The sequence below is a fragment of the Mucilaginibacter sp. P4_A11 genome, assembly GCF_056402535.1.
The window spans coordinates 555,074-581,209 of sequence record NZ_JBFUHE010000001.1; the positions used below are offsets into that span (position 1 = coordinate 555,074).

The 26,136-nt window shown below is 43.6% G+C and carries 22 protein-coding genes; 14 read left to right on the forward strand and 8 right to left on the reverse strand.

Annotation, left to right across the window (positions count from 1 at the left end):
- Positions 1-30 precede the first annotated feature (30 nt).
- The 5 genes from hemB to AC1DUD_RS02520 all read right to left on the reverse strand — a co-directional run bounded on the left by hemB (position 31) and on the right by AC1DUD_RS02520 (position 7,758).
- Positions 31-1,002 (reverse strand): porphobilinogen synthase, encoded by a 972-nt coding sequence (gene hemB / locus AC1DUD_RS02500; RefSeq protein ID WP_477371180.1) that lies wholly within the window; start codon positions 1,000-1,002, stop codon positions 31-33.
- A gap of 109 nt (positions 1,003-1,111) precedes the next feature.
- Positions 1,112-2,686 carry a hydroxymethylbilane synthase gene (hemC, locus tag AC1DUD_RS02505; protein ID WP_477371183.1) on the reverse strand — a complete coding sequence of 525 codons (1,575 nt, stop codon included), beginning with the start codon at positions 2,684-2,686 and terminating at the stop codon, positions 1,112-1,114.
- 678 nt (positions 2,687-3,364) lie between these two features.
- On the reverse strand, positions 3,365-4,849 hold the full coding sequence (locus AC1DUD_RS02510; protein ID WP_477371186.1) for a serine hydrolase: 1,485 nt from the start codon (positions 4,847-4,849) through the stop codon (positions 3,365-3,367).
- A 144-nt stretch (positions 4,850-4,993) separates the two neighbouring features.
- Positions 4,994-7,039: a T9SS type B sorting domain-containing protein gene (locus AC1DUD_RS02515; protein ID WP_477371188.1), complete on the reverse strand. Its 2,046-nt coding sequence runs from the start codon at positions 7,037-7,039 to the stop codon at positions 4,994-4,996.
- Between the two features lie 272 nt (positions 7,040-7,311).
- A complete protein-coding gene (locus AC1DUD_RS02520; RefSeq protein ID WP_477371191.1) occupies positions 7,312-7,758 on the reverse strand; it encodes a hypothetical protein in 447 nt (148 codons plus the stop codon).
- 215 nt (positions 7,759-7,973) lie between these two features.
- Here AC1DUD_RS02520 and AC1DUD_RS02525 point away from each other — a divergent pair, with 215 nt between their 5' ends.
- Together AC1DUD_RS02525 and AC1DUD_RS02530 are read left to right on the forward strand one after the other, a co-directional pair.
- On the forward strand, positions 7,974-9,035 hold the full coding sequence (locus AC1DUD_RS02525; protein WP_477371194.1) for a sensor histidine kinase: 1,062 nt from the start codon (positions 7,974-7,976) through the stop codon (positions 9,033-9,035).
- A gap of 11 nt (positions 9,036-9,046) precedes the next feature.
- Positions 9,047-9,769 carry a LytR/AlgR family response regulator transcription factor gene (locus AC1DUD_RS02530; protein WP_477371197.1) on the forward strand — a complete coding sequence of 241 codons (723 nt, stop codon included), beginning with the start codon at positions 9,047-9,049 and terminating at the stop codon, positions 9,767-9,769.
- Between the two features lie 298 nt (positions 9,770-10,067).
- Here the strand turns inward: AC1DUD_RS02530 and AC1DUD_RS02535 are convergent, their stop codons facing one another.
- Positions 10,068-10,694, reverse strand: a complete 627-nt coding sequence (locus tag AC1DUD_RS02535; RefSeq protein ID WP_477371200.1) for a hypothetical protein — start codon at positions 10,692-10,694, stop codon at positions 10,068-10,070.
- Positions 10,695-10,802: 108 nt separating this feature from the next.
- Positions 10,803-12,029 carry a glutamyl-tRNA reductase gene (gene hemA / locus AC1DUD_RS02540; protein ID WP_477371203.1) on the reverse strand — a complete coding sequence of 409 codons (1,227 nt, stop codon included), beginning with the start codon at positions 12,027-12,029 and terminating at the stop codon, positions 10,803-10,805.
- A gap of 168 nt (positions 12,030-12,197) precedes the next feature.
- Here hemA and AC1DUD_RS02545 point away from each other — a divergent pair, with 168 nt between their 5' ends.
- From AC1DUD_RS02545 to ispG, 10 genes are all read left to right on the forward strand, one after another.
- Positions 12,198-12,587, forward strand: a complete 390-nt coding sequence (locus AC1DUD_RS02545) for a DoxX family protein (protein WP_477371206.1) — start codon at positions 12,198-12,200, stop codon at positions 12,585-12,587.
- Positions 12,588-12,809: 222 nt separating this feature from the next.
- Entirely contained in the window at positions 12,810-14,336 is a 1,527-nt protein-coding gene (locus AC1DUD_RS02550; protein ID WP_477371209.1) for a GNAT family N-acetyltransferase, read from the forward strand.
- A gap of 41 nt (positions 14,337-14,377) precedes the next feature.
- Entirely contained in the window at positions 14,378-14,830 is a 453-nt protein-coding gene (locus AC1DUD_RS02555; protein ID WP_477371213.1) for an RDD family protein, read from the forward strand.
- Position 14,831: 1 nt separating this feature from the next.
- Complete coding sequence (locus AC1DUD_RS02560) at positions 14,832-15,662, forward strand: alpha/beta hydrolase family protein (RefSeq protein WP_477371216.1); 831 nt, start codon at positions 14,832-14,834, stop codon at positions 15,660-15,662.
- 78 nt (positions 15,663-15,740) lie between these two features.
- Complete coding sequence (locus tag AC1DUD_RS02565) at positions 15,741-16,739, forward strand: MBL fold metallo-hydrolase (RefSeq protein WP_477371220.1); 999 nt, start codon at positions 15,741-15,743, stop codon at positions 16,737-16,739.
- Positions 16,740-16,870: 131 nt separating this feature from the next.
- Positions 16,871-17,482, forward strand: a complete 612-nt coding sequence (locus tag AC1DUD_RS02570) for an RDD family protein (protein WP_243482487.1) — start codon at positions 16,871-16,873, stop codon at positions 17,480-17,482.
- Between the two features lie 48 nt (positions 17,483-17,530).
- The gene (locus tag AC1DUD_RS02575) at positions 17,531-17,713 is read left to right on the forward strand and encodes a hypothetical protein (protein ID WP_091165582.1); all 183 of its coding nucleotides are present in this window, start codon (positions 17,531-17,533) and stop codon (positions 17,711-17,713) included.
- Entirely contained in the window at positions 17,701-18,000 is a 300-nt protein-coding gene (locus AC1DUD_RS02580) for a type II toxin-antitoxin system RelE/ParE family toxin (RefSeq protein WP_243482485.1), read from the forward strand. The genes AC1DUD_RS02575 and AC1DUD_RS02580 overlap by 13 nt, the downstream gene beginning before the upstream one ends.
- Positions 18,001-18,014: 14 nt before the next feature.
- Entirely contained in the window at positions 18,015-18,176 is a 162-nt protein-coding gene (locus AC1DUD_RS02585) for a DUF2683 family protein (RefSeq protein ID WP_477371225.1), read from the forward strand.
- A gap of 77 nt (positions 18,177-18,253) precedes the next feature.
- The gene (gene ispG, locus AC1DUD_RS02590) at positions 18,254-20,308 is read left to right on the forward strand and encodes a (E)-4-hydroxy-3-methylbut-2-enyl-diphosphate synthase (RefSeq protein WP_477371228.1); all 2,055 of its coding nucleotides are present in this window, start codon (positions 18,254-18,256) and stop codon (positions 20,306-20,308) included.
- Between the two features lie 171 nt (positions 20,309-20,479).
- On the opposite strand, the gene purD is transcribed toward ispG, so the two are convergent.
- Positions 20,480-21,754, reverse strand: a complete 1,275-nt coding sequence (gene purD, locus AC1DUD_RS02595) for a phosphoribosylamine--glycine ligase (RefSeq protein ID WP_477371231.1) — start codon at positions 21,752-21,754, stop codon at positions 20,480-20,482.
- Positions 21,755-21,832: 78 nt separating this feature from the next.
- Here purD and AC1DUD_RS02600 point away from each other — a divergent pair, with 78 nt between their 5' ends.
- Both AC1DUD_RS02600 and secA read left to right on the forward strand, forming a co-directional pair.
- Positions 21,833-22,405, forward strand: coding sequence for a hypothetical protein (locus AC1DUD_RS02600; protein ID WP_477371234.1), 573 nt, complete (start codon positions 21,833-21,835; stop codon positions 22,403-22,405).
- Between the two features lie 302 nt (positions 22,406-22,707).
- On the forward strand, positions 22,708-26,019 hold the full coding sequence (gene secA, locus AC1DUD_RS02605; protein ID WP_477371237.1) for a preprotein translocase subunit SecA: 3,312 nt from the start codon (positions 22,708-22,710) through the stop codon (positions 26,017-26,019).
- The last annotated feature ends 117 nt before the right edge of the window (positions 26,020-26,136 follow it).

Consider the following 26,136-nt stretch of genomic DNA (forward strand, 5'->3'; position numbering starts at 1 on the left):
CATGGTGGTAGTGCGAGGCTTTTAGCTTTATCAAAGCCACTTATTTTCCAAAACCTCCTTGGCATGATAGGTTAAAATAGCAGTTGCACCGGCACGGCGGATGCTGGTAAGCACCTCGGCAATGGCACGTTGCTCGTTTAACCAGCCACGTTGTATAGCGGCTTTGATCATGGCATATTCGCCGCTTACGTTGTAGGCAGCAACTGGTAGTTCGGTATTATCTTTTATCAGTTTAATAACGTCAAGGTAGGGCAGGGCCGGTTTCACCATCAAAAAGTCGGCTCCTTCCAGTTCATCCAGTTCGGCCTCAATCAGGGCTTCGCGCTGGTTGGCGGGGTTCATCTGGTAAGTTTTTTTATCACCAAACTTTGGCGCCGAGTTTAAAGCATCCCTGAACGGGCCATAAAACGCGCTTGCATATTTAGCCGAGTACGACATGATAGACACATTTGTAAAACCATTATCATCAAGTACATTGCGGATATATCCCACTCGACCGTCCATCATATCCGACGGGGCAATGATATCAGCACCCGATTGCGCATGCGCTAAAGCCATTTTGCCTAAAACATCGAGCGTTTCATCGTTCAGGATCACGCCGTTGTCCACAATGCCATCGTGACCGTCACTGCTGTAAGGGTCCATGGCTACGTCTGTAATAACGCAGGCCTCGGGAAAGTTTTTCTTTACTTCGCGGATAGCGCGCAGATACAAACTTTCATCGCGGTAGCTTTCAGTAGCAAATTTGTCCTTCAGCTCTTCGGCAATATTTGGGAACAGATCAAAAGAGTTTAAGCCCAGTTTAAGGCAGCTCTCAATTTCGCGCAGCAGGTTATCGATAGAATAACGGAAGATGCCCGGCATTGATGCCACTTCGCTTTTCTGGTTTACGCCATCAATAATAAACAGCGGAAAAATCAGGTTAGCAGCACTAACATGCGTTTCCTGCACCATCTGGCGGATCACTTCACTTTTGCGGTTCCTTCTTGGTCGTTGTAACATTTTTTAGTTCATTAGTTCAGTGGTTCATTAGTTTATTGGTCTTTTCTCAGTTGCAAAGCTTATCAAAGCGATACTAATGAACCAATGAACAAGTGAACCAATGAACGTTTTATAATCCAAACACTGCCTCTGCCAGCCCAACTTCGTCGGGTGAGTAGGGGAGCGTGTATTTTACACCCATTTCATCAAATTTTTTGCCGGTTGATTTGCCTATGGCCACTACCTTTTGGTATGGGTCGAGCAGGTTATCGGCAAAGTAGGCCTCAACGTTTGATGGGCTGGTGAATACCATTACATTGGCACCGCTGGCCTCTACATCTTCTTCAAGTACGGTTTCATAAACCGGCAGGTCGATGATCTTTGTATCGGCAGATAAGCCTTGTTGTATACTCCTCATTGGGCTTTCGGCACCTGGGAACAGTACAATTTTACCGTTGGCCAGTTTGGCAAATTCTTCAGCTACTTCGGCAGTATCGGTGCCTTCGCCAACATAATCGGTGAAGTGACCTTTGCGGCGCAGCATTTCTTCACTGCCGCTGCCCATTACCCCAAATTTTACTTTTTTAGGGAATTGCGGGTTCAGCTGGAAAAAATATTCAACGGCGTTTTTGCTGGAGAAGAATACCCAGTCGATATTTTTTAATATATATGAGTCAAAACGGGTGATCACAGGAACGGTACGGATCAGTGAACGGTCTTCTATCTGGATGCCATGCTTTTCGAGTGCTTTGCGGAAATAGCTTTGCTCTCCAAGCTCACGTGAAATAAATACGCTTGCAGGGTGTTTACGACCTTTTGCAAATTTGGCAACTACCTTTTCGGCCAGGCCTTCGGTAGTTGGCGCTTCTAAAAACAGCCTGTCCGGAAATTGATCGCCTTCCTCAGCTTTAGAAGTAAATACCTGGAAAAGCCCGTCTTCCTTACGGCAGTAACAGCCTAATGGCAGGTGGCAACCACCGCCAAATAATTTTAATACAGTACGTTCAACAGCCAGTTGTTCGGCCACATCAGTATGGTGCAGTGCCTGCAGGGCTTCAAAAAGTTCATGGTCGGTTTCGCGGATCTGGATAGCCAATGCGCCTTGTGCAGGAGCAGGAACCAGTTCAACCGGGGTTATTTCTTCTACATGAAACTCGCTCAGGTCAATAGCCAAACGGGTAACACCGGCTTTGGCCAGCATAATGGCATCATATTTTTCATCGCGCAGCTTACCTATGCGGGTTGGTACGTTACCGCGCAGATCTTCAATTTCAAGATCAGGACGGTGGGCAAGCAGCTGGGCCTTGCGGCGGTTTGATGAGGTGCCTACAATAGCACCGTATTTAACAGATAGCTTTTGGTGCACATCAACGCAATCCTTCAGGATCAGCAACAATTCGGCGGGGTCTTCCCGTTCTGAAACTGCCGCGATGATAAGTCCCGGAGGGTTTTCAGTTGGCAGGTCCTTATGCGAGTGCACGGCAATATCAATGGTGCCGGCAATTAATTCTTCTTCTAATTCTTTGGTAAAGAAACCCTTACCCTCCAGCTTATCAAAGCTGAGGTTCAGGATACGGTCGCCCTGGGTTTTAATGATCTTTAACTCGGCGATAATGTTAATGGCAGCGAGGCTGTCTTTAACGAAATTGGCCTGCCATAAAGCCAATTCACTGCCACGGGTTCCTATAATCAGTTTTCTGTCCAAAAGAATGAATGTTTGCAGCTGCAAATTTAATTTTTTATGCCGATGATAAGGTACATCAGTTTAATGAATTATTGTTAATTGCAACAAAATGACTGTAATGTGTGGGTTTTAGCGCTGTGCAAATATGTCTTTCATATCTGATACTTAGTAAGCGGGCTATAAGCCGGGAGGCTTGCGGCAGCAATGTCTTTATGTATCGTTATCATTGTAACAAAGTGGGTGTCCCAATTTTTTGATTCCCGAAAAAAAACTGAAAAAAGCCCGGCGCTTCTTTTTTTAAAAACAGATGTGTTCCATTTTTTGAGAGTGAAACAGTGAAACGGGTTTAAAATGTTATTTGCTGGTAATCAGTAATTTAAGTTTTTGTATGAAACAGTATTAAATTACTGATAATCAATGTTTAAAACTTTTTTGAGTGTTGGTTTGGTGTTTCAAATCTCTAAAAAGAAGCAATGATTTTTGATTCGATTTCCATGCTTTTTTTGATAGGTTTTTAAACCGGGCCGGGTGTTTGAATTTGATGGTGACAAAATGCTGCCGCCACGGGTTAAAGCAGGGATGTTTAGCTTTGGGCTGTTCTCTGGCACGGACGAAGCGTAGCTTCGTCCTGAAGCCTTTTCCTGGTCGAAGTTTTAGCAAAACGTAACTTCGGCCAGGGCCGCTATCAGGGAGCAATTTTTAATTCGCCGAAAGTATCCTGATCCGCTCGGCAGCGCTTTTGTTTTTAGAATTTAATTCGAGCGACTTTTTGTAGCTGGCAATGGCTTTGGCCTTTTCGCCACCAAGCTCCAGCGCTTCTCCATAGCTATCGTATGCGTTGGCGCTTTTGGGATAAAGCGTTGTGTTTAAAGCAAAAATGGCAAGTGCTTCGCTTAGTTTCTTTTGGCTGATTAACTGGTAGCCCCAGCCGTTTAACTCGTTTTCGGATAAAGTAAAGGAAGCATCCTTTTTTAATCCCGAGGCAACTGAATTTGCGTTATTAAAACCTTGCTTTATTAAGGCGGTCCGCAGTTTTTTGAGGTTGGTCGATAAGCCAAAACCGTTTGCCTCGTGCATATCTGGGATGTAATAACCAGCTATTTCATCAATAAACCTATCGGGATTGCCGCCCATAAGGTTGGTGAGTACCACTATCGACAGGTCATCTTTTAAATACATAAACACGGCCGACCTGCCGCCGCCCACCGGGCCAACTGCCGGATGATCCGGGCGGGTTACTGTTGGCCATCCCAATGCATAGCCGTTGGTAAGGCTGTTAAAACCACCTATGTTGCCATTGTTAAGGATGGCCGGGGTCCACATGGTTTTGATACTGCTTTCGTTTTTAAGAAGCTTGCCGGTTTTTAAGGCGATGACCCAATTGGCCATATCGCCGGCTGTAGAAAGGATGCCCGCCGCTGTACGGAAAAATAATGGGAACTGGATATAGCCAACCCCCGGTTTTTTGTTTCTGACAAATTGCCCATCCACTAATTTAGTCATGGTATAGGCACCGGCCGAATTAGGGATTACGTCATATGAGTCGCCAAAGCGGGTTAATAGCATGCCGGCTACTTTAAATTGTCTCTCCTCAATAAACTTAGTAAAATGCATCCCGCTTAGTTTGGTAATGATCTCACCTATCAATACATAACCGGTTTGGTTATAACTGAACTTATCACCGGTGTTAAATTCCATAGGTAAGGCGCCTGCTTTTTGTAAGGCGAGCTTTTCGATTCCGTTGCCCATTACCTGCTCATTTTCATCCAGTATATCGGGCAGTCCGGAGGTATGTGTTAACACCTGTTGTAAGGTGATTTTTTGCCAGGTTGCGGGCAGGCTATCCAGGTACATGGATAAGGGATCGGTTATTTTTAGTTTACCTTCTTCGGCCAGTTGCATAACCGCCACGCCGGTAAAAGCCTTGGTTATGGAATTGATTGAGAAAATACTTTTACCGGTTGCCGGGATATTATTTTCAAGATTGGCGGTACCGTAGGCTTTTAATTTAACAATTTTATTTTGACGGATAACTGCCAGCTGTAAAGCGGGGATACTTTTTTGTTGCATTGTTTTTTCAACAAAAGTGTCGATACTGTCGGAAGTAAGCTGTTGTGCGCCTGATACAAAGGGTGTAAAAAAACAGAAGAATAAAAGCGGAGTGATAATGTGTTTGAGGGGCATGTAAAGATAGTATATATAAAGGTTAGAGCTAAGTTGTCAGCTTAAGTTACGCTCATCTGCATTTTATGAGTATGGAATAACAGCTTGCAAAGCACCTGCACCCGATATTGTAAAGATTAGGCGCAGGGTTTAAACGCTGATAATTTACCTGATTATCGTTACCCAACCCGCTTTAACCTGTAAATGATCTTTGATATCGATAATGTAGTAATAGGTGCCCGAGGGCAGATCATTACTTTTTAACCGCCCATTCCATGGCGTACTATACCCAACCGACGAAAACACTATGCTGCCCAACCGGTTAAATATGTTTACTGTGCAATCAGGATAGTATTCGATATATTTTATAACCCATGTGTCATTTGCGCCGTCACCATTAGGGGTAAAGGTATTGGGGATCACAATACCCCCCGGTGTTATGGTAAGTGTCCCCGGTATATAAGTAAAAGTATAATTTGGCGATACCGCGTCGCTCGCTACAATTGGGTAATTACCAATGGGTGATGCAAGTAACGCAGTTGTTGTTATCAACGGTAGGTTTGTTAAACCGGATGCCTGGTCATTATTTACAAAGCCATTGTAAGTAACGGTAAAGGGAGGGTTGTCTGTACCAAAAGGTTTACTTTTATTATCGGTAGTAATAATTAATGGCGCCGGGGTGACTGTACCGGTTGGCACAATTACACTTGCCGAGGTAACGCCGGCTTTTAATGTAATATTGCCCGCATAGTTTCCTGTATGAGTTGTTTTAGCCAGCCTTACAAAAACTTGGGCATTAGCGAGTGTACCGGTACCCCCTACTGTAATGCTGCTGCCAAAATTAATTCCATCGTTGCTAAGCTCAAAACCGGGCGGCGGGGTAACCACTATACCCGATACCAGGTTGATACCTGATACTGTGAAGCTGCCTGATGCCGATGGCGTTCCATATACCGTAGTAAGCGATGATAGGTTACCTGCAGTTGCAAAGGCTGGAGGCAACGGTGGATTAACGGTAATAGTATATTTAATGGGCGTAGCGGAGCAACTGGAATTTGTTAAAATGAATTTACCAAAAGTATGGGAACCCAATATTGGAAAACCAGTTAAAGTAGATACAGTATTATTTGATGTGTTTATAACTGATATGGTACCAGACTGGTTGTTAATTACATAGACCTTAGTACCGTCGGCCGAAAAACAAAGCCCTATCGGAAGGTGCCCAACCTGAATTGTTGCGGCTATAGTATTATCCGAGGTGTTTATTGCTGTAACTGCATTATTGTTAAGGTTAGTGGCATACAATTTTTTCCCATCCGGGCTTATAGCTATACCTATCAAATTAGACCCCGTTTCAATAGTGGCGCTGATTGTATTGGTTTTTGTGTTGATAACAGCAACTGTACCCGAGTTGTAATTGGACACATATACATAATTGCCGTCGGGGCTTATGCAAATATCATTTGCCCCTTGCAAGCCGGGTATCGAGCCAATAACTTGATTAGTTGCTGTACTGATGATGTCGACTGTGTTACCAGTGCCTGTTGCTACATATACCAACTTGCCATCAGGGCTCACAACCGTGCCCCAGGGATTTTCGTTAACCGGTATTGAAGCTATTATATTATTACCGGCCGTATTGATGACCGTTAAATAATTATTGTTATGTTCGGTAACGTACAACCTGGTGCCATCCGGGCTTAATGCCATACCCGATGGATATTCACCCGGAAAAGTACTTATACTCGTCACAAGCGTGTTTGTTATACTGTTTATCACCGAGACAGTATGCGATGACTGATTGGCTACATATACACGGTTATTGTAAGGGTTTACAGCTGTACCCTGAGGTTCACTGCCTACCTGTACGGTAGCCGCAATTATATTGTTGTTAAGATCAATAACTGACAGTTGTCCATGACTGTCAGCAATGTAGGCAAAGGATTGTATTTCAGGAGTTGCCGTTATAGTTGCCGTTACCGGGCTGGATCCGGTATTTATTGCTTTAAATGATGGGATGTCTCCTGTGCCGCTTGCTGCAAGCCCGATAGAAGGATTATCGATGGTCCAGTTAAATTTACACCCGGCAGGGAAAATTATAGATGTGGTATTTTGACCACTGTTAACCGTTTGTACATTTTGCCCATATACTAATTTTGCTAAAGCAGAGAAAATAATAGTTATGCATGATAAAAATAAAAACTTGCGCATATGTTCAGGTCAGGTCAAATGCATTAATTAGCGGGGCAAAATCACCTGCGAAGATATTATTTTAAGGGAAGAAATTGTTTGAAATGTAAAACTGTATGCTGCGATTGTGAATAAAGCCGAATGTTTTGCCATCGCTTTTACGGCAAAGATTGTTGACCGGAACTATCAATAAATTACAAAAGCCGGCCGTACACTGCGGCGCCTGCTTTGACGCCGCAGTGTACGGCCGGCATACTAAAAGGGCGAATATATGATCATTACCCCATATACCCTTACCGAAGCATGGCCAGCATCTCGCCATTAGGCCGCTCTTTCGAGGTATAATGCAGGCTGAGCTCATGGTTATTATTTTTCTTTTCCAATTGCAGTAGCTCTTTTACAGGCACTGTCATGGCAAAATCGGAAGTGTCGGCAAAGTCCCATTTTTTTAATGTGTTTCCTTTCTCATCTTTAAGTGTAATGCTGCGGCCGGTACCGGGGCCTTTGGTTTGGCAATGATTGTACTTAATGCGCAGCTCGTCGCCTTCATGGGCCTTATCCAACTGTAATACCCTTAAGCTTACGGGCTGGTTCACATACTGCTTTAAGATGAGCTTATTGTTTAAGTAGATCTCGTAACCGTCCAGACCGAATTTGGAGGTAAAACCGAATGCAGTGAAGCTTAACGCGATCAGGGTAAATAGACCTATAAACGCCTGATAAAATTTGATGTGTTTCATGATCATAAGTTTTAAAATGAAATCCTTGATTCTCTGTAGCACAATATTAAACGAACTGGAAATCAGGTAGAAAATTAGTAGACCAACAACCGGAATAATAGATATGAGCTTTTTTATCTTTATATTCCTCTACTATTTGTGCCGTTTGTCGATATAATTTTGAGGGCCAAACGCTTTTGGTTTCTTTTATACTGAATTGATAATGAAACATTAAAATGGATGCGCTGGATAAACCATTTCAGCTGCCGTTTTCAAAACGCAGCACCACATTAAGGTATGCCCTGATGCATGGCGCTTATTGGGTGCTGATCACCGGCTTTTTCATTTACGAGAAAAGGTATCTTATTTATAAAGCCGGTATGCCTTATTTTGTGGCTTGCGTTGCCGGTCGTATTGTATTGCTTATCATCATAGCTTATCTTAACCTGCAATACTTTTTGCCCCGGTACTTGTTAAGGAAACGGTACCGTGCTTATTTTACGGCAATTATCCTGTCGGTGATAGGTTATTTAACGGTTCAAAGCCTGTTTGATTTTTACCTGTATGGTTATGTGGTTGGTCCGATGCGTAACAGTAACCTGGTAGAATCATTATCCTATAACTTTTTTAGTACGCTATGGTACCTGGGATTAATGCTGGCCCTTAAATTAAGTTTGGACTGGTACGGGCAGCAATTGATCATTCAGAAAATTACCGTAGAAAAGCTGAACGCTGAAGTTAATTTTCTGCGCGCGCAGGTAAACCCGCATTTCCTGTTTAATATCCTGAATAACCTGTACGCCCTCACCCTCAAAAAATCAGAGCTCGCCCCGGATGTGGTACTCAAGCTATCAGAAATGATGGAATATATGCTATATGACAGTACCGGCGAAAAGGTGCCTTTGGAAAAAGAGATCAGCTATCTCAATAACTATATGGAACTGGAGCGACTGAGATTTAGCGGCGAAGCAACCATTAATCTGAATATTAACGCGGATTTGAACGGATATGAAATTGCCCCCTTACTGTTGCTGCCCCTGGTAGAAAATGCTTTTAAACACGGACTGGGCAGACAAACCAAAGGCGGCTGGCTAAAAGTGGATATCGACCTGGTGCTATCCCGACTTGAGGTTATTATAGAAAATGCTAAACCGCCTTCGGTAATTGATAAAGGTAAGGGGGGAATAGGCCTCAACAATTTGAGAAAGCGGCTTGATCTGCTCTATCCGGGCAGGCATACGCTGCAACTGGATGATAAAACGAATGCCTATTGGGCTAAATTAATGATTGAATTATAAGGACGGATAATATGAAAGCGATGCTGAAATTTGTAGTAGTAGATGATGAGCCGCTTGCACTTGAAATATTAGATGGCTACCTGAAAAGAATTGATCATGTGTATTCGGTTTTCCTGTTCAGCAATGCGGGTGATGCTTTAAATCATTTGAAAGATCACCATGCTGACGTGTTGTTATTAGACATAGAAATGCCCGAAATGACAGGGATCCAGTTTCTGAAAACATTGCCAGACCCGCCATTGACCGTTTTTACTACAGCCTACCGCAACTATGCCTTTGAAGGTTATGAACTGGGTGTAATTGATTTTTTACTGAAACCTATATCATTTATGCGTTTCGGGCTGGCTATTGACAAGATCAGGGAATTCCTGGCCCTGAAAGCACAGTATGGCCATGTGGAAGAACCTTCAGCGGACAAAAACAACGATTTTATTTTTGTAAAAAGCGGTGTTCAGCGGATCAAGCTTTACTTTAATGAGGTTACGCACATCCAGGGATTAAAAGATTACGCTATCATTTATACCTATAAAGAAAAGATCCTATTAAAAGGGTCCATAAAAGCGATGCTGGACATTTTTCCGCAGAAACGTTTTGTCCGGGTACATAAATCTTTTATTGTAGCTATCGCCAAAATCACCCGTTTGGAAAGTAACCGCATTATTTTGAACGGTTATGAGATCCCGATAGGGAGGAGTTTTAAAGATGATCTGGAGCGGGCGTTAACTGTGCGGTGAGGTAAAAAATCAGCTGGTTGATGTTACTTCTTGAACTGGTTGAAGTTTAGCGAAGCGTAACTTCGACCTAAAATGAGGCAAGCATTCTGCTTGCGTGCTGCGAAGCTCCATTGTTTTTAAAAAGGGAGATGGATGTTTTAGCTCTTCAATATAGGGTATCTTTTGGACCGACGTTGCAATAATTAAAAGATATTGCCAGTGCTAAACAGTTAAGCTGAAAGCTTAATTCATTTTGGGACGAAGTTACGCTTCGCTAAACTTCGACCAGTAAATGGCCTTGCGGTAGGGATGTATTTCCTCACCCGGCAATTTGGGTTTTTTTAGATTTTGCTATCAGTTTAACGCTGTCTGATCTGATATCGCCCCCAATGTAATTGACCTTAATAAACGTAGTACATTGGTCTTTAAATTCATCGCAAAGGTCAATTAATATGGCGGCTCCGTTAGGCATTATGGCTTGTTTAATAGCGCCGATGATATCTGCCCCTCCTTTTGGATCTGCGCCTGTTAAATCAAAAATTAATCGGTTTGTCCAGGAAAGCGTGGTATAAAGCTCAAGCTTTTTTTTCAGTTCCCCGGTAAGTGATTTTACTTTTGTCCGTTTTGTTATCGACAGTGTATTGTAAATCTTTTCATATACAGGGTTGTGCTTATTGGCATGTTTTTGATGATACATGCCGACTGTTACAGGGGCAAAATGGTGCTTAAGGAAACTCTCCTTAAAATGTTCAACAAATCTGAATTTCGAATTTATTTCAATAGGACTATCGGCAACGGTACCGGTAAGCATACTTTTTAGTTTGGATAAAAGAGGCTGAAACAATGCACCGCCCGGAAGTTCGATGACAACAATTTCGCCCTCATTTATTTGAAAGGCGGGGACGATAAAATTGTTAAAGTTTTGTTCTGGAAAACTGATCAGCATAACGGGGCATGTAAACCCATCAACGTTTGTTTATCGAAGAAATTACCCGATCTGTCACGAAAATGATATACACAGTGGATTTTTAATAGAGAAAGGGGAATTAACTGATCAATTTTCGTTGATCAATATATCCTTAGCCATGATCATGGGTACACTGATATATTTCTTCTCCATGTAGTTGATCACCTTTTCCAGGATCTCGCGCGATTGTTCATCCAGCCCTTGTACCTCATCGGCAAAAACAGAGTTGATGGCAGTGTTGCGGATCTCTTTGATCTTTTCAGGAACCTGACGCATGGCTACCTCAATACGGCGCTGTTTCAGCTGCATAACAAACTCAGCAATGTTTTGCTCAATAATAACCTCAGCATGTACCAGCTCGTGGTAGCGTTCCTGAAGGTTCTTTTTGGCAACCTCGTTAAGGGAGTGTACTTCGATAAAGTTAACAGGGAATTGCTCCAGTACTTCGGGAGCGGTATCGTTGGGGATGGCAAGGTCGACAATGGTTTTCCTACCGGTTTCGCCATTTAACAGCGATTGATATATTTCAGTAGTGATGATAGGTTCAACTGCTGATGTGCAGGTGATAATAGCATCAAATCCTTTGTTATAGGTTTTCAAAGCTTCAAGGTCAAATGCTTCACCGCCCAAATCGGCAGCTAATTTTTCGGCATTGGCCACGGTACGGTTAAAAACCGCGAAGTTTGAAAATTTATGTTTTTGAAGATATTTAGTGATGTTACGGTTGGTTTCGCCTGCGCCGATGATCAGGATCCGGGCATTTGAGCAAAGATTAAGGTCTTTAAGCTTGCGGTAAGCCAGCGATACTACCGAGATTGGATTTTTAGAGATGTTGGTATGCGTATAAACTTCCTTGGCTGTTTTTACTACGCAGTTCATGATCATGCGCATGGCATCGCCGGTTAGGCCGGCATCTTTGCAATGTTCATATGCTTTGCGTAGCTGGGCCAGGATCTCCTTTTCACCCACAATCAAACTCTCCAGCGAACATGAAGTACGCAGCAGGTGTACCATGGCTTCCTGGTCTTCATAAATAGACGCGCTATCCATAAAAGTGCTCAGTGAATCATGGCAAAGTTCTGTATTAAAGGCTTCTATGAATTTTTTGGCAAAATCCTTATCAACCGATTGCGGAGTTGTCATCACAAATTCCACCCGGTTACAGGTAGCCAGGTAGAAGATTTCGGGAATGTTAAACTGCTCTTTAACCTGCGCAAGTTTATCTGTCAGATTTTCCTGGCAAACCACCAATCTACCCAATTCCTTCAGTTCAATCTGTTTGTGCGTAAAAGCTATTACCTTTAGATACTTCAAAGCAGTTTTAAAATTTGACCGAACAAAAGTATCACTATTCGGCACATGCAATGTCAACACTTTGTCAAACAGACTTATTTGGAATGGTTATAAATTGTAAAATCGGCTTGTTTTGCAGCATTTAAACTGTTTTATGATGCATATGACAAAATATTTGTAAATTAAAGCATGGATAAGTATAAAAAAATAAGCCTTGTAATACTTGTTGTATTTTATGTGCTTGCGGGCTTGAACCACTTCAGGGATCCGGACTTTTATTATGCCGTAATGCCCAATAATTTGCTTTACCCTGAGGCAGTTAACTTACTGGCCGGGGTTGCCGAAATCTCCTTAGGGTTGCTCCTCATTTGGCGTAAAACGAGGTATTGGGCAGCCTGGGGAATTGTTTTAATGCTGGTAGCTTTTTTACAGATCCATGTAAGTATGGCATTTAAAGCGCCAATGAAACTAAATTCCATGACAGTTACGCCCTTTTTAGCATGGTTGCGTTTAGCCTTACAGTTTGTGCTAATATACTGGGCCTGGTGGCATACTACCGATCGAAAAAAAATAGCCTAAACCAAAATGGGCTTTGGCTGTTGGGGAGATGGGGCAGGGCGATGAGCTGACTCACCCGGCCGACGCTTCGCTGGGCTCCCCTCTCTACGCCGTTGGCGTAAGAGGGGAGAGAAAATAAAAAAGTAAATCCCCCCTTTGCGAAGCAGAGAGGGGTGATGAGCGCAGCGATGTCGGGGTGAGTAAACGCTGCTCAGCCTAAAAAACTGACACAACAAATTATATATGGATCTGCAAAGTATTGAAATGCGTAACCTGGATGTACAAGACTACCAGGAGCTTAAAAAATCAATGAAATCGGCCTATATGGATATGGATGAGGACTATTGGGATGCCAATTCTATCCGCAAGCTCATTAAAATATTCCCCGAAGGACAGATCTGTATCACCGTTAACGATATGGTTGTTGGCTGTGCGCTGGCTATCATTGTTGACTACCAGAAATTTGGTGATAACCACACCTACAAGCAAATTACCGGCGATAGCACCTTTAAAACCCATAATGACAAGGGCGACGTACTTTACGGTATAGATGTGTTCATCCACCCAAAATACCGTGGGTTACGGCTGGCCCGCAGGCTTTACGATGCCCGTAAGGCCCTTTGCGAAAAGCTGAACCTGAAAAGCATCATTGCCGGCGGTCGTATCCCTAACTATCAAAAATTTCAAAATGAACTTACGCCCCGTCAGTATATTGATAAGGTAAAATATAAAGAGATTTACGATCCTACGCTTTCATTCCAGTTATCCAACGATTTTCACGTACGCAAGGTGTTGAGGAACTACCTGCCGGAGGATAGTCGCTCCAAGGGTTTTGCCACCCTTATTGAGTGGAATAACGTGTACTACGAAGAGGTAAGTGATGCCATTAACCACAAAACGGTGGTGCGTATTGGCCTGGTACAATGGCAGATGCGATCATACAGCAACATCAGCGAGCTAATGAAGCACGCCGAATATTTTGTTGATGCTGTGAGCGACTACCAGGCCGATTTTATCCTGTTCCCCGAGCTGTTCAATACACCGCTTATGGCTGATTATAACCACATGGATTCGGCCAAGGCCATGCGCGAGCTGGCCAAATATACCCAGCCTATTAATGAAGAATTTTCAAAGCTGGCAGTATCTTATAATGTGAATATCATTGCGGGCAGTATGCCTTATATTTTTGAGGAGTCATTGTATAACGTTTCTTACCTGTTCAGGCGTAATGGCAGCATGGAGGAGGTTTACAAAATCCATCCAACCCCGGCCGAGATCAGCTCATGGGGCATGCGCGGCGGCGATGAGGTAAAAGTATTTGATACTGATTGCGGCAAAGTAGGCATCCTGATCTGTTATGATGTGGAGTTTCCTGAACTATCACGCATCCTGGCCGGCCAGGATATGCAGATCCTGTTTGTGCCTTTCCTTACCGATACCCAAAACGGGTACAACCGGGTTAAGTTTTGTGCCCAGGCCCGCGCGGTGGAAAATGAATGTTATGTAGCTATTGCCGGTTGCGTAGGCAATTTGCCCAATGTTAATAATATGGGCATCAGCTATGCACAATCAGCCGTGTTTACACCTTCTGATTTTGGTTTCCCAACCAACGGCATTCAATCTGAAGCTACACCAAATACCGAGATGATCGTTATAGCCGATGTTGACCTTTCGTTACTGGATGAGCTGCATGAGTACGGCAGCGTGCAAAATATTAAAGACAGGCGCACAGATCTGTATAATATTACTTTTAATGGGAAAAGGGTGTAATGCGGCATATTTTATATATTGCGATGGTGTAATTCATCGTAATGGAAATCGTTGATATCAAACCTAAGCCTTATATTAAATTACGTACCATCGCTACATTGATAGATTATGGAATTTATTTATCTTTTTTCGTAATCTATGTAACGTTATTTGGTCAAAACCCGACACCTGGTATTTACAGGATTGATGGTATAATAGCTTTGCCGATACCTATTGTGTGGCTTCTGTATTTTGTTGTAGTTGAAAGCCTTAACGGTGCTACGCCCGGACACGATATATGTAAGTTGAAAGTAATCAAAGCGGATGGCAGTAAATTAACTATAAGGGATACGGCTAAACGCAGAATATGTGATTACGTTGATATTTTCATTTATGGATTACCGGCAATAATTTGCATTAAAAAGACAGAGAAACATCAACGGATAGGCGACCTTTTTGCAGGAACCCTCGTTGTAAAACGCTCGGACATTACAGATGCCGAGGTAGTAATTTAATATGATCAGGAAAGATAGTTTCACCCTTCCCGGCGCCAAAGGGCGGCCAATGCTTATTGATGTAACCTATGATGATGTTTTTAAAAACGCACCGCTGGTTATTTTTGCCCATGGTTTTAAAGGGTTTAAAGATTGGGGTACACATGATCTTTTGGCCCGGTACTTTGCCGAAAAAGGTTTCCGCTTCCTGAAATTTAATTTTTCGCATAATGGCACAACACCCGCCAATCCGTTGGACTTTGCCAATCTGACTGCCTTTGCCGATAATACTGTCTCTATCGAACTGGAGGATTTGGATACCATCATTGATTTTGCCTGCAGCGGCGCAAGCATTCCGGTTGCAAACGGAGTGTATTTGATTGGACATAGCATGGGCGGTGGTGTAAGCATTATCAAAACTGCTGAAGATGCGCGTATCAAAAAGCTGGTGAGCATGGCTTCCATATCCGGTTTCCGGAACCTGTGGCCTAAGCAAATAGAACAGCAGTGGCGCTTGCATGGCGTTTTTTACTTTGAGAATAAACGTACCGGTCAGCAAATGCCTGTCAAATCTACCTTGTTGGATGATTTGGACAAGCACCCGCTCAGGCTGGATATTATCAGGCAGGCAAGCCTGGTAACGCAACCATGGCTCATCGTTCATGGCGATGCCGACCCTACCGTACCGGTAAGTCACTCGGAGCAATTGCATGAGGCTAATCCTACCGCCGAATACGTCGTACAAAAAGGGGCTGACCATACCTTTGGCGGTGAGCACCCTTTTGCAGGTGACGCTTTGCCGGCTTCGCTGATTGAGTTTTGTGATACGGCAATATCATTCTTAAGTAAATAAAGATTGAGCCGCTTCAACCATTCGTAACTTTTTTGCGTTAGTTATATCATACCTGATATAAGTACTATAATTGCTACTATGAGTTTACCCGCATCGCGTAAAAAAGGAAGAAAATATCAAAATACCATACCTACCGATGAGGCTGGCTTTGGCAAAATGATCCCTATTTTGAGGGAGTACATGAACAACAAGGCCGAGAACACACCTAAAAAAACTTTAGGTCCGTTTAAAACGGATCCGTCGGTTTTCAACACTCCTCCCGCATCGGGGTTGCGCATTACCTGGATAGGTCACTCCAGTATCCTGATCGAGATCGATGGTAAACGTATCCTTACCGACCCGGTTTGGAGCGACAGGGTTTCGTTTTCTCAATCATTCGGGCCGAAGCGGTTTTTTAAGCCACCGATCGCTTTAGAGGATTTACCTCCGCTGGATGCTGTGATCCAGTCGCACGATCATTATGATCATTTGGATAAGGCTACTATTAAGTTTTTTGCTGATAAAAACATCCCCTTTTTCTGTTCGATTGGGGTAGCTCAATATTTAACCGGTTGGGGTATGGCAGCCAATTTTATCACCGAAATGGATTGGGGCGACAGCGCCATGATCGGTAATGAAATTGTACTTACGGCAACACCCTCACGCCATTTTTCGGGCAGGGGAATTTTCGGGCGGAATGAAACGCTGTGGTCGTCATTCGTGATCAAAGCGCCTCAGCATAATATTTATTTTGGTGCCGATTCCGGTTACTCACCCGAATTTAAGGCGATAGGCGAAGCTTTTGGCCCGTTCGATCTGACTATGCTGGAAATTGGCGCATATGGAAAATTTTGGCCGGATATCCATATGGGGCCGGATAATGCTTCAAACGCACATCTCGATCTGAAAGGCAAACTGATGATGCCAATTCATTACGGTACCTTTAACCTTGCCCCGCATGCCTGGTACGAGCCTATAGAATGGTTAACCACCATGGCAAAACAAAAGCACATCGATTTATTTGTCCCCAAGCCCGGTGAACCAACGGAAGTAAAAGGTGTCTATAATTCTGATTGGTGGAAGGAATATTTATCTTAGAGGGATAAACAATAAAACAATGTCATTGCGAGCGAAGCGTGGCAACCGCGCGGAGGCATAATCGCCCTGTATAGCATGCGATTGCTTCGTCGTTCCTCCTCGCAATGACATGGTTGTGTAATCGATCATCCATGTCCCAATCATACATATTAGTTATCAATGGTAAACCCGAAGGCCCTTTTACCATTCCCGAGCTCAAAGCCCGCGGCATTAAACCCGGTGATTTTGTAAAGACCGACGATATGGTAGATTACAAAGAAGCCCATGAAATTGCCGAATTAAGAGAATTATTCGGCTTTGCCCGGCCTAAACTACTGATGCAGTATTACGGTAGCTTTGACCAGCGCTGGCTGGCTTCGGCGTTGGATTGGTTTATCTTGTTCGGCGTATTTGTTTTACTTGCCGCTATGGCCGTGTTCCTGTTCATTACGGATAAGCAGGAGCGCATATATGCTTCTATTGGCATAGTTGCTTTTACGCCTATTGGTAAATTTATTTATCATGTGGTGATGGAAAGTTCGGCTAAGCAAGCTACTTACGGCAAACAAATGCTTAAAATAAAAGTAGTTGATCTGGACGGAAACAGGATCACTGTTGCCAAAGCCATAGGCCGTAACCTGGCCAAAATATTTTCGGTATTGACGTTTTTTATCGGCTACCTGATAGCGTTTTTTAATAAACAGCAACAGTGTTTACATGATATGATTGCCGGGACGCTGGTGATTAAGGAAAGGTTGGTGTGATGGGTTTGTTTACAGAATTCTGTATATTAGCTATATAATTTAAGTCAGATGAAAAAGACCACAGTACTTGAAACCCTTGATTCATTTGAAGATGAGTTTGATACTGAAAAACTGATTGAGCGCCTTTTATTTGTTGAAAAAGTTGAGAAGGGTTTGCAAGACGTTAAAGAAGGCAAGGTAATGGATTATAAGGATGTAAAAAGGAAATTCGCAGATAAGTGGAGCAAGTAAACATTGTTATCACCGAATCTGCTTATGAAGATTTATTAGATATAGAAACATATATATCGCAAGATTCTGAGTTAATTGCCAGGAATTTTATCAATAAAATATTTGATAAAATCGATCAGCTTTATAAGTATCCTACATCGGGAAAATTTGTATCAGAAATTGCAGATAGATCGATAAGAGAATTATTATTGAACAAGTATAGGATCATCTACCAAATAGTTGACGATAAAAATATTAATGTGCTTAGAATTGTACACGGAGCAAGATTGCTGGATATAGAGCTATGAAACGTTAGTTGAATATGAAATCATTAATTGTGCATCCGGAAAATAAAGAGCAATTAGATGCTTTAAAAAAGCTGTTCAAAGCATTTAACATTTCATTCGATATTAAAAAGACAGTAAAAAAACAAAAAGTTGATAAAGTAAAAGATGATGACAACATCGAAAGGTCGTTAACCTAATCATTACAGCCTTTAAACATTACAACTTCCTCCCATCAAACAACTTTCGTATTTTTGCATTCTAATTTCCATCATTGATGAATACTGATGCTGTTAAAGTGCTGCCCGGCCGTTATTGTAATTCGTTAACCGAATATTCACGCTTTATTACCCGCGAGGTTAATATTGGCGACGTGCCTATGGGCGGGAATAATCCAATCCGCATACAAAGCATGACCACTACCGATACCATGGATACCATTGGTACGGTTGAGCAATCTATCCGCATGGTTGAAGCCGGCTGCGAGTACGTGCGGATCACGGCTCCCAGTATCAAGGAGGCCCAAAACCTGGCCGAAATTAAAAAGCAGCTTCGCGCCCGTGGTTATACCGTGCCGCTGGTTGCTGATATTCATTTTACCCCAAACGCTGCCGAGGTGGCTGCCCGCATAGTTGAAAAAGTGCGCGTAAACCCCGGCAACTACGCCGATAAAAAAAAATTCGACCAGATTGATTATACCGACCTGGAATACCAGGGCGAACTGGAACGCATCTTTCAGAAATTTACACCGCTTGTAAAAGTTTGTAAGGAATATGGTACTGCCATGCGCATAGGCACCAACCATGGTTCGCTGAGCGACAGGATCATGAGCCGTTACGGCGATACCCCACAGGGCATGGTAGAGTCGGCTATGGAATTTATGCGGATGTGCGAGCAGTTAAATTTTTATAACCTCGTGATCTCCATGAAATCCAGCAATCCGCAGGTGATGGTACAGGCCTACCGTTTGCTGGTGGAAACCATGGTTGCCGAAGGGATGAACTACCCATTGCACCTTGGCGTAACCGAAGCCGGCGACGGCGAAGACGGCCGCATCAAGTCAGCCGTAGGCATAGGTACATTATTGGAAGATGGCCTCGGTGATACTGTACGCGTATCCCTCACCGAAGAACCTGAAGCCGAAGCACCGGTTGCTATTGAGTTGGTTCGCCGTTACACGGAGCGGAAAGCAAAAAGCGAAAAGCAGAAGGCCGGAGAACAGGAGCTTTCAGCTTTCAGCCTTCAGCCTTCGGCTTCGCACAGTCCCTACGAATATAAAAAACGCGAAACCTACGAGGCCAACGCTTTTATCGGCGGGCATTTAGTGCCGCGGGTTGTTGTCGATCTGTCTATAAAGAACCTTAAAGATCCTGCTGTATTGAACGAGGCGGGTTACCTGTACTCGCCATTGCTTGATAAATATAACATGGCCGAGCAATCGGTTGATTTTGTTTACCTGGCGGATGAATTGCCTTCGTTTACCCTGCCGGGCAACTTAAAACAGCTGTACAATTATAACACCTGGCAAAAACTGGCTGATAAAACCAATTGCCACCCGGTATTTACTTTGCAGGAATACATTTGCGATGTTGACCGTTCGTCAAAATTGAACCTGGTGCGTTTAAAACCTGCAGATATTGATTCGGATGCATTCGGATTAATCCAACTGGATAACTCGCTGGTACTGGTACTTGAAACAGATGCTTTACATGGCATGGCTGAGCAGCGTTCTTTCTTCTTTAAAATGGAAGAGCTGGGCTTGGATGTACCGGTGATAGTGAAGAGAAGCTACACTTTTGAGTCCGGAAGTCCGGAAGTCGGAAAGTCCAAAAGTGAAGCTGATCTCAAATCTCAAATCTCAGATCTCACATCTAAATTACAACTCTACGCCTCTACCGACCTCGGTGCTTTATTGGTTGATGGTTTTGGTGACGGCATCTGGATTGATGCGCCTGAACTACCTACAAATGTAATTACCTCTACCGCGTTTGGGATTTTGCAGGCTACCCGCTCACGCATCTCTAAAACTGAATATATTTCCTGCCCAAGCTGCGGACGTACCTTGTTTGATCTGATGGTTACTACGCAGATGATCCGCAGTCGTACAAGTCACCTTAAAGGACTGAAGATCGGTATCATGGGCTGTATCGTAAATGGTCCCGGTGAAATGGCCGATGCCGATTATGGTTACGTAGGCTCTGGTACCGATAAAATTACCCTCTATCGCGGTAAAGAAGCCGTTAAGAAAAACATCAGTTCGGCCAATGCGCTTGATGAATTGATCAATATCATTAAAGGTGATGGTAATTGGATCGATGTGGTGCAGGAGTAATTGTCTGAACCAGGATTAAACTGATTAACCGGATTTAAGGATTTTAATGTTCCCTGAGAGTTTATAGCATAGAGCTTTCAGGGAACATTAAGCTTGACCATTCATCCGGAGAATCCATAAATCCAAAAAATCCTGGTTCAGAAAATAACTTAATGACCAATGCCCCAATGACTAAAGTAAGTCAAAGCCTATATCTTTCCTAAAGTACATACCGTCATAATAGATCCGGCTTGCATCGGCTGTAGCCTGTTGCAAGGCGCTGAACATATCATCCTGTACAGTGGTAATAGCCAGTACACGACCGCCTGTAGTTATTACATCGTCGCCATCCATTGAAGTACCGGCGTGAAACACGATCGAGTCACGCACGTTTTCGGTACCGGTGATCACTTTATTTTTGAGGTATTCGCCGGGATAACCGCCTGCAACCATTACTACGGTGGCAGCTGTTTTAGGGCTGATGATGATCTCTTTTTCGTTCAGGTTTCCTTCGGCAACGCCCAACAGCAGATCAACAAAATCTGAATCAATGCGACGCATTACGCTTTCTGTTTCCGGATCGCCCATGCGGCAGTTGTATTCAATAACCCATGGTTCGCCGTCGCTGTTCATCAGACCGATAAAAATAAAACCTTTATAAGGGATCCCATCTTTTTTCAAACCCTCAACAGTAGGGATGATCACGCGCTCCTCTACCTTTTTCATATAAGCGGCATCTGCAAACGGAACAGGTGAAATAGAACCCATACCACCGGTATTTAAACCTGTATCACCTTCACCTATGCGTTTATAGTCTTTTGCTTCGGGCAATATTTTATAGCTGTTACCATCGGTCATTACAAACACCGAAAGCTCAATACCTGTTAAAAATTGTTCAACAACCACGCGTGAGCTTGCTTCGCCAAATTTGGCATCGGCCAGCATTGCGGTAAGCTCGGTTTGAGCTTCTTCTAAAGTAAGGCAGATCAGTACGCCTTTACCGGCTGCAAGTCCGTCGGCTTTCAATACCACGGGTAAACCGGCAGTAGCTAAATATGTCAGGCCATCCTGTAAGGTATCTTTGGTAAAAGTTTTATAGGCAGCAGTAGGGATATTATGTTTCTCCATAAACTGCTTGGAGAAATCTTTACTGCCTTCCAGCTGTGCGCCTTCCTGCTGTGGACCAACAACCGGGATGTTTTTCAATTGCTCATCGGACAGGAAAAAGTCATGAACGCCTTTTACCAGTGGCTCTTCGGGGCCAACCAATACCAGGTTGATGTCCTCATTTAAAACAAGCGCTTTAATGCCTTCAAAATCGGTAACCTTAATATTTACGTTTGTACCGTACTGGGTGGTACCGGCATTGCCGGGAGCGATAAAAAGTTTTTCGCATTTTGGGCTTTGGGCTACTTTCCAGGCGAAGGCACTTTCCCTTCCGCCCGAACCAAGAATCAGGATGTTCATGCGGCAAAGATAGTTTTTTTAACAAGGCTTTAATACTATATATGAGGCTACTTGTGTTATAAGTAGTAAATTTACCCCATGGCCCGTAGACTCGAAAAGTTTGAAAAGCTCCCGGTATACCAAAAATCGCAGGAATTATTTGACCTGGCAGATGTAATTGCCGAATCATTAAAGGAGGACAGCATGAAGGAACATCTGGCCATACAGATGTGCAGTAATGCCGCCCTCATCCAGGCAAAAATAGCCGGCGCCGAAGGTGGCAGCCTGTACTCATTACGTATGCAGAATGCAGTGCTTATTAAACTGGCCGTGCAGGACATGTTCAACGCGGTTTCTTTTGCATCGATGGTAAAAATCAATGAGGAAGACTACGTGCAGTTGATGCGTGAAAAAGTAGAGGAGTTTCGCCTGGTTTTTGTAGAATGGATCAGGGGATTTGATAAAACCTACGATATCCCCGATAACTGGGCCATCCGCTTTGATACTAGTACGCCCGAACAGGAAAAACTGGAAGAACTGATGTTTGACGAAGACCGCTTTTTTGGCGAATTTAACGAAGATGAGGAAGACTTGGGCAACTTCGATGATTTTGACGATGAAGAAGGATATAACGATGAAAAGGACGACGATAAAAACAATGATGATAAATGAAACTTTTACCCCGTTGCCGTGTCCTCATGGCAACGGGGGGAGTGTCTGAACCTGAATTTATAGAATTTAATGAATTAACAGAATGCCAGGCAAATTCCAAAAATTCTTTAATTCGTTTAATTCGAGTTTAGACAATTCGATAACAAATACAAACACCACAATGTCAATCTTACACCCCGCACAGCGCTTTAAGCCTTTATCCTTTCGCCATTCGGCGCAAAACCTTACATTTGCCTGTCAATTTGGCTCTATCGGTCGCTATGGCGCAATTGTTGAACCGGGTTGTATCATAATAAAATAATATGTTAGATTTTATCAGTAAGCTTTTCGGAAGCAAATCAGAACGGGATGTAAAAAGTATACAGCCTATAGTTGAGAAAATTAAGGCTGAATATGCAAAACTTGGCTCCCTGAGTAATGATGAGCTTAGGGCTAAGACCATATATTTTAAAGAAACCATTGCCGAAGGCCTTTCAGGCATCGACAGTGAAATACAAGCCATTAAAGATCGTACAGAAAACGAACTTGATATGGATGTAGCTGAAAAGGTTGAGCTTTATACTCAGCTTGATAAGCTTGAGAAAGACCGCAACAAAGAGCTTGAAGATATATTGATGAATATATTGCCGGAAGCATTTGGTGTTGTAAAAGAAACTGCAAGCCGCCTGTCGGCCAATAAATCAATAGAAGTTACTGCTACTGAGTTTGACCGTGAGCTTGCGGCCCGCAAACCCAACGTTACTATTAAAGGCGATAAAGCTTTTCATAGCAGCACCTGGATAGCAGCCGGTAATGAAGTTACCTGGAATATGGTTCATTATGATGTACAGCTGATTGGCGGTACCGTACTGCACCAGGGTAAGATATCAGAAATGGCCACAGGTGAAGGTAAAACGCTGGTAGCCACGCTGCCTGCATACCTGAATGCATTAGCCGGACAAGGTGTTCACATCGTAACAGTGAATGATTACCTGGCACGCAGGGATAGTGAGTGGATGGGTCCGCTATATGAGTTCCATGGTTTATCAGTTGATTGTATCGACAAACATGAGCCAAACTCTGAGCAGCGCCGTGCCGCTTATCTGGCCGATATTACTTTTGGTACTAACAACGAATTTGGTTTTGATTACCTGCGTGACAATATGACACGCAGCCCCGAAGAGTTGGTACAACGCAAACTGCATTATGCCATGGTGGATGAGGTTGACTCCGTTTTAATTGACGACGCCCGTACACCTTTAATTATATCAGGTCCTATTCCACGCGGAGATGAGCATGAGTTTTACGAGTTGAAACCACGCATTGAGCGTTTGGTTAATGCGCAAAAAAACTATGTTAACAGCGTATTAAACGAAGCCAAAAAAGCTATTAACGATGGGAATACAGATGTTGATGGTGGTGGCCTGGCTTTATTACGTGCTTTTCGTGGTTTGCCAAAAAGCAAAGCGCTGATCAAATTCCTGAGCGAAGGCGGTAACCGTACTGTACTGCAAAAAGTGGAAAACCATTACATGCAGGACCAGGGCAAAGAAATGCCAAAGGTTGATTCTGAACTTTTCTTCGTTATTGATGAGAAAAACAATTCCGTTGAGCTTTCTGAAAAAGGTATTGAGCTGATTACTGCTTCCGGCGAAGATCCTCACTTTTTTGTGATGCCTGATGTAGGTACCGAAATTGCTGAGATTGAAAAATCAAACCTGGGAACCGAAGAAAAGATTGCCCGTAAGGATGAGCTGATGCGCGATTTCTCCATCAAATCGGAACGTATCCACTCGGTTAACCAGTTATTGAAAGCTTATACGCTGTTTGAAAAAGATACAGAATACATCCTTGACGAAGGTAAAGTAAAGATAGTTGATGAGCAAACCGGTCGTGTATTGGATGGCCGCCGTTATTCTGATGGCTTACACCAGGCTATTGAGGCTAAAGAAAACGTAAAAGTTGAGGATGCTACCCAAACTTTTGCAACCATTACCTTGCAAAATTATTTCAGGATGTACCACAAGCTTTGCGGCATGACCGGTACTGCTGTTACTGAAGCGGGTGAGTTCTGGGAGATCTACAAGCTGGATGTGGTTGAGATCCCGACAAACACCCCGGCAAGCCGTTCAGACATGCAGGATCTGGTTTACCGCACCGTACGTGAAAAATACAATGCAGTAGCCGAAGAGATCGTAAAACTTACAGAAGCCGGCAGGCCGGTACTGGTGGGTACAACATCTGTTGATATCTCTGAATTACTAAGCCGTATGCTTAAGTTGCGCGGCATCAAGCATAACGTACTGAACGCCAAAATGCACCAGAAAGAAGCCGATATTGTGGCCGAAGCAGGTAAAGCAGGCACAGTGACCATTGCTACCAACATGGCTGGCCGTGGTACGGATATTAAATTAGGCCCCGGTGTTAAAGATGCCGGCGGTTTAGCCATTGTGGGTACCGAGCGCCATGAGTCGCGCCGTGTTGACAGGCAGTTACGCGGTCGTTCCGGTCGTCAGGGAGACCCGGGTTCTTCACAGTTCTTCGTATCGTTAGAGGATAACCTGATGCGTTTATTCGGATCAGAGCGGATTTCAAGCCTGATGGTACGTATGGGTATTGAAGAAGGCGAAGTGATCCAGCACTCTATGATCTCCAAATCAATAGAGCGTGCACAAAAGAAAGTAGAAGAAAACAACTTCGGCATCCGTAAACGCTTGCTGGAGTATGACGACGTGATGAACTCACAGCGTACGGTGATTTATACTAAACGTAAAAATGCCCTGTTTGGCGAGCGTTTGGATGTTGACCTGAGCAATACCATTTTTGATGTGGTTGAGGATATCGTTACCGAGTATAAAGAAAGCGCCAACTACGAAGGTTTTACCTTAGAAGTGATCCGTTTATTCTCGGTTGACATTGAGCTTAGCGCTGATGAATTTACTGCAAAAGCAATTCCGGCATTAACCGATCTGACCTTCCAAACGGTAATGGAATTTTATAAACGTAAACAGGAAGCAGTAGCACAACAGGCTTTTCCGGTTATTAAAGACGTTTATGAAACCCGCGGTCAGTACGTTGAAAACATTGTTGTTCCTTTCAGCGATGGTATTCACGGCATCCAGGTAGCTGTTCCGCTTAAAAAAGCGGTTGAAAATCACGGTCATGAGGTATTCAAATCTTTCGAGAAAAACGTTACCCTATACCTGATAGATGATGCCTGGAAAGAGCACCTGCGCGAAATGGACGAGTTAAAACAATCGGTACAAAACGCGGTTTACGAACAAAAGGATCCGTTATTGGTTTATAAGTTTGAAGCGTTTGAACTGTTTAGGGGTATGTTAGCTAATGTGAACAAGGAAATCGTAAGCTTCCTGTTCCGCGGTGGCATCCCGGTTCAGCAACAGGCCGAAGAGGTAAGGGAAGCAAAGCCCGAACCAAAGCTTGACCTGCGCAAAATGAAAACCACCAAGGCCGAAGTAGTTAGCGAAAGCAATGGCGTACCTATGGACGATTTCCCTCAGGAGCCGCAAAAGATCACCCCAATAAGGGTTGATCCTAAAATAGGCCGTAACGACCCTTGCCCTTGCGGTAGCGGTAAAAAATACAAAAACTGCCACGGCGTAGGGCAGAATTAAAATAAGGCCCGCGAAAGCGGGCTGCAACAACCACGTCATTGCGAGGTACGAAGCAATCCCCAATTGGTAGGTCAACCTGCCGGTTTCAGGAGATTGCTTCGTTCTGCTAACGACAAT

Bases quoted from the DNA above. Each gene is read 5' to 3' on its own strand.
- AC1DUD_RS02585 (WP_477371225.1), top strand. From the start codon at position 18,015: ATGAAATCATTAATTGTGCATCCGGAAAATAAAGAGCAATTAGATGCT.
- purD (WP_477371231.1), bottom strand. From the start codon at position 21,754: ATGAACATCCTGATTCTTGGTTCGGGCGGAAGGGAAAGTGCCTTCGCC.
- ispG (WP_477371228.1), top strand. From the start codon at position 18,254: ATGAATACTGATGCTGTTAAAGTGCTGCCCGGCCGTTATTGTAATTCG.
- AC1DUD_RS02530 (WP_477371197.1), top strand. From the start codon at position 9,047: ATGAAAGCGATGCTGAAATTTGTAGTAGTAGATGATGAGCCGCTTGCA.
- AC1DUD_RS02510 (WP_477371186.1), bottom strand. From the start codon at position 4,849: ATGCCCCTCAAACACATTATCACTCCGCTTTTATTCTTCTGTTTTTTT.
- secA (WP_477371237.1), top strand. From the start codon at position 22,708: ATGTTAGATTTTATCAGTAAGCTTTTCGGAAGCAAATCAGAACGGGAT.
- AC1DUD_RS02575 (WP_091165582.1), top strand. From the start codon at position 17,531: ATGAAAAAGACCACAGTACTTGAAACCCTTGATTCATTTGAAGATGAG.
- AC1DUD_RS02525 (WP_477371194.1), top strand. From the start codon at position 7,974: ATGGATGCGCTGGATAAACCATTTCAGCTGCCGTTTTCAAAACGCAGC.
- AC1DUD_RS02565 (WP_477371220.1), top strand. From the start codon at position 15,741: ATGAGTTTACCCGCATCGCGTAAAAAAGGAAGAAAATATCAAAATACC.
- AC1DUD_RS02555 (WP_477371213.1), top strand. From the start codon at position 14,378: ATGGAAATCGTTGATATCAAACCTAAGCCTTATATTAAATTACGTACC.
- hemB (WP_477371180.1), bottom strand. From the start codon at position 1,002: ATGTTACAACGACCAAGAAGGAACCGCAAAAGTGAAGTGATCCGCCAG.
- AC1DUD_RS02560 (WP_477371216.1), top strand. From the start codon at position 14,832: ATGATCAGGAAAGATAGTTTCACCCTTCCCGGCGCCAAAGGGCGGCCA.
- AC1DUD_RS02550 (WP_477371209.1), top strand. From the start codon at position 12,810: ATGGATCTGCAAAGTATTGAAATGCGTAACCTGGATGTACAAGACTAC.
- AC1DUD_RS02515 (WP_477371188.1), bottom strand. From the start codon at position 7,039: ATGCGCAAGTTTTTATTTTTATCATGCATAACTATTATTTTCTCTGCT.
- AC1DUD_RS02570 (WP_243482487.1), top strand. From the start codon at position 16,871: ATGTCCCAATCATACATATTAGTTATCAATGGTAAACCCGAAGGCCCT.
- AC1DUD_RS02545 (WP_477371206.1), top strand. From the start codon at position 12,198: ATGGATAAGTATAAAAAAATAAGCCTTGTAATACTTGTTGTATTTTAT.
- AC1DUD_RS02535 (WP_477371200.1), bottom strand. From the start codon at position 10,694: ATGCTGATCAGTTTTCCAGAACAAAACTTTAACAATTTTATCGTCCCC.
- AC1DUD_RS02600 (WP_477371234.1), top strand. From the start codon at position 21,833: ATGGCCCGTAGACTCGAAAAGTTTGAAAAGCTCCCGGTATACCAAAAA.
- AC1DUD_RS02520 (WP_477371191.1), bottom strand. From the start codon at position 7,758: ATGAAACACATCAAATTTTATCAGGCGTTTATAGGTCTATTTACCCTG.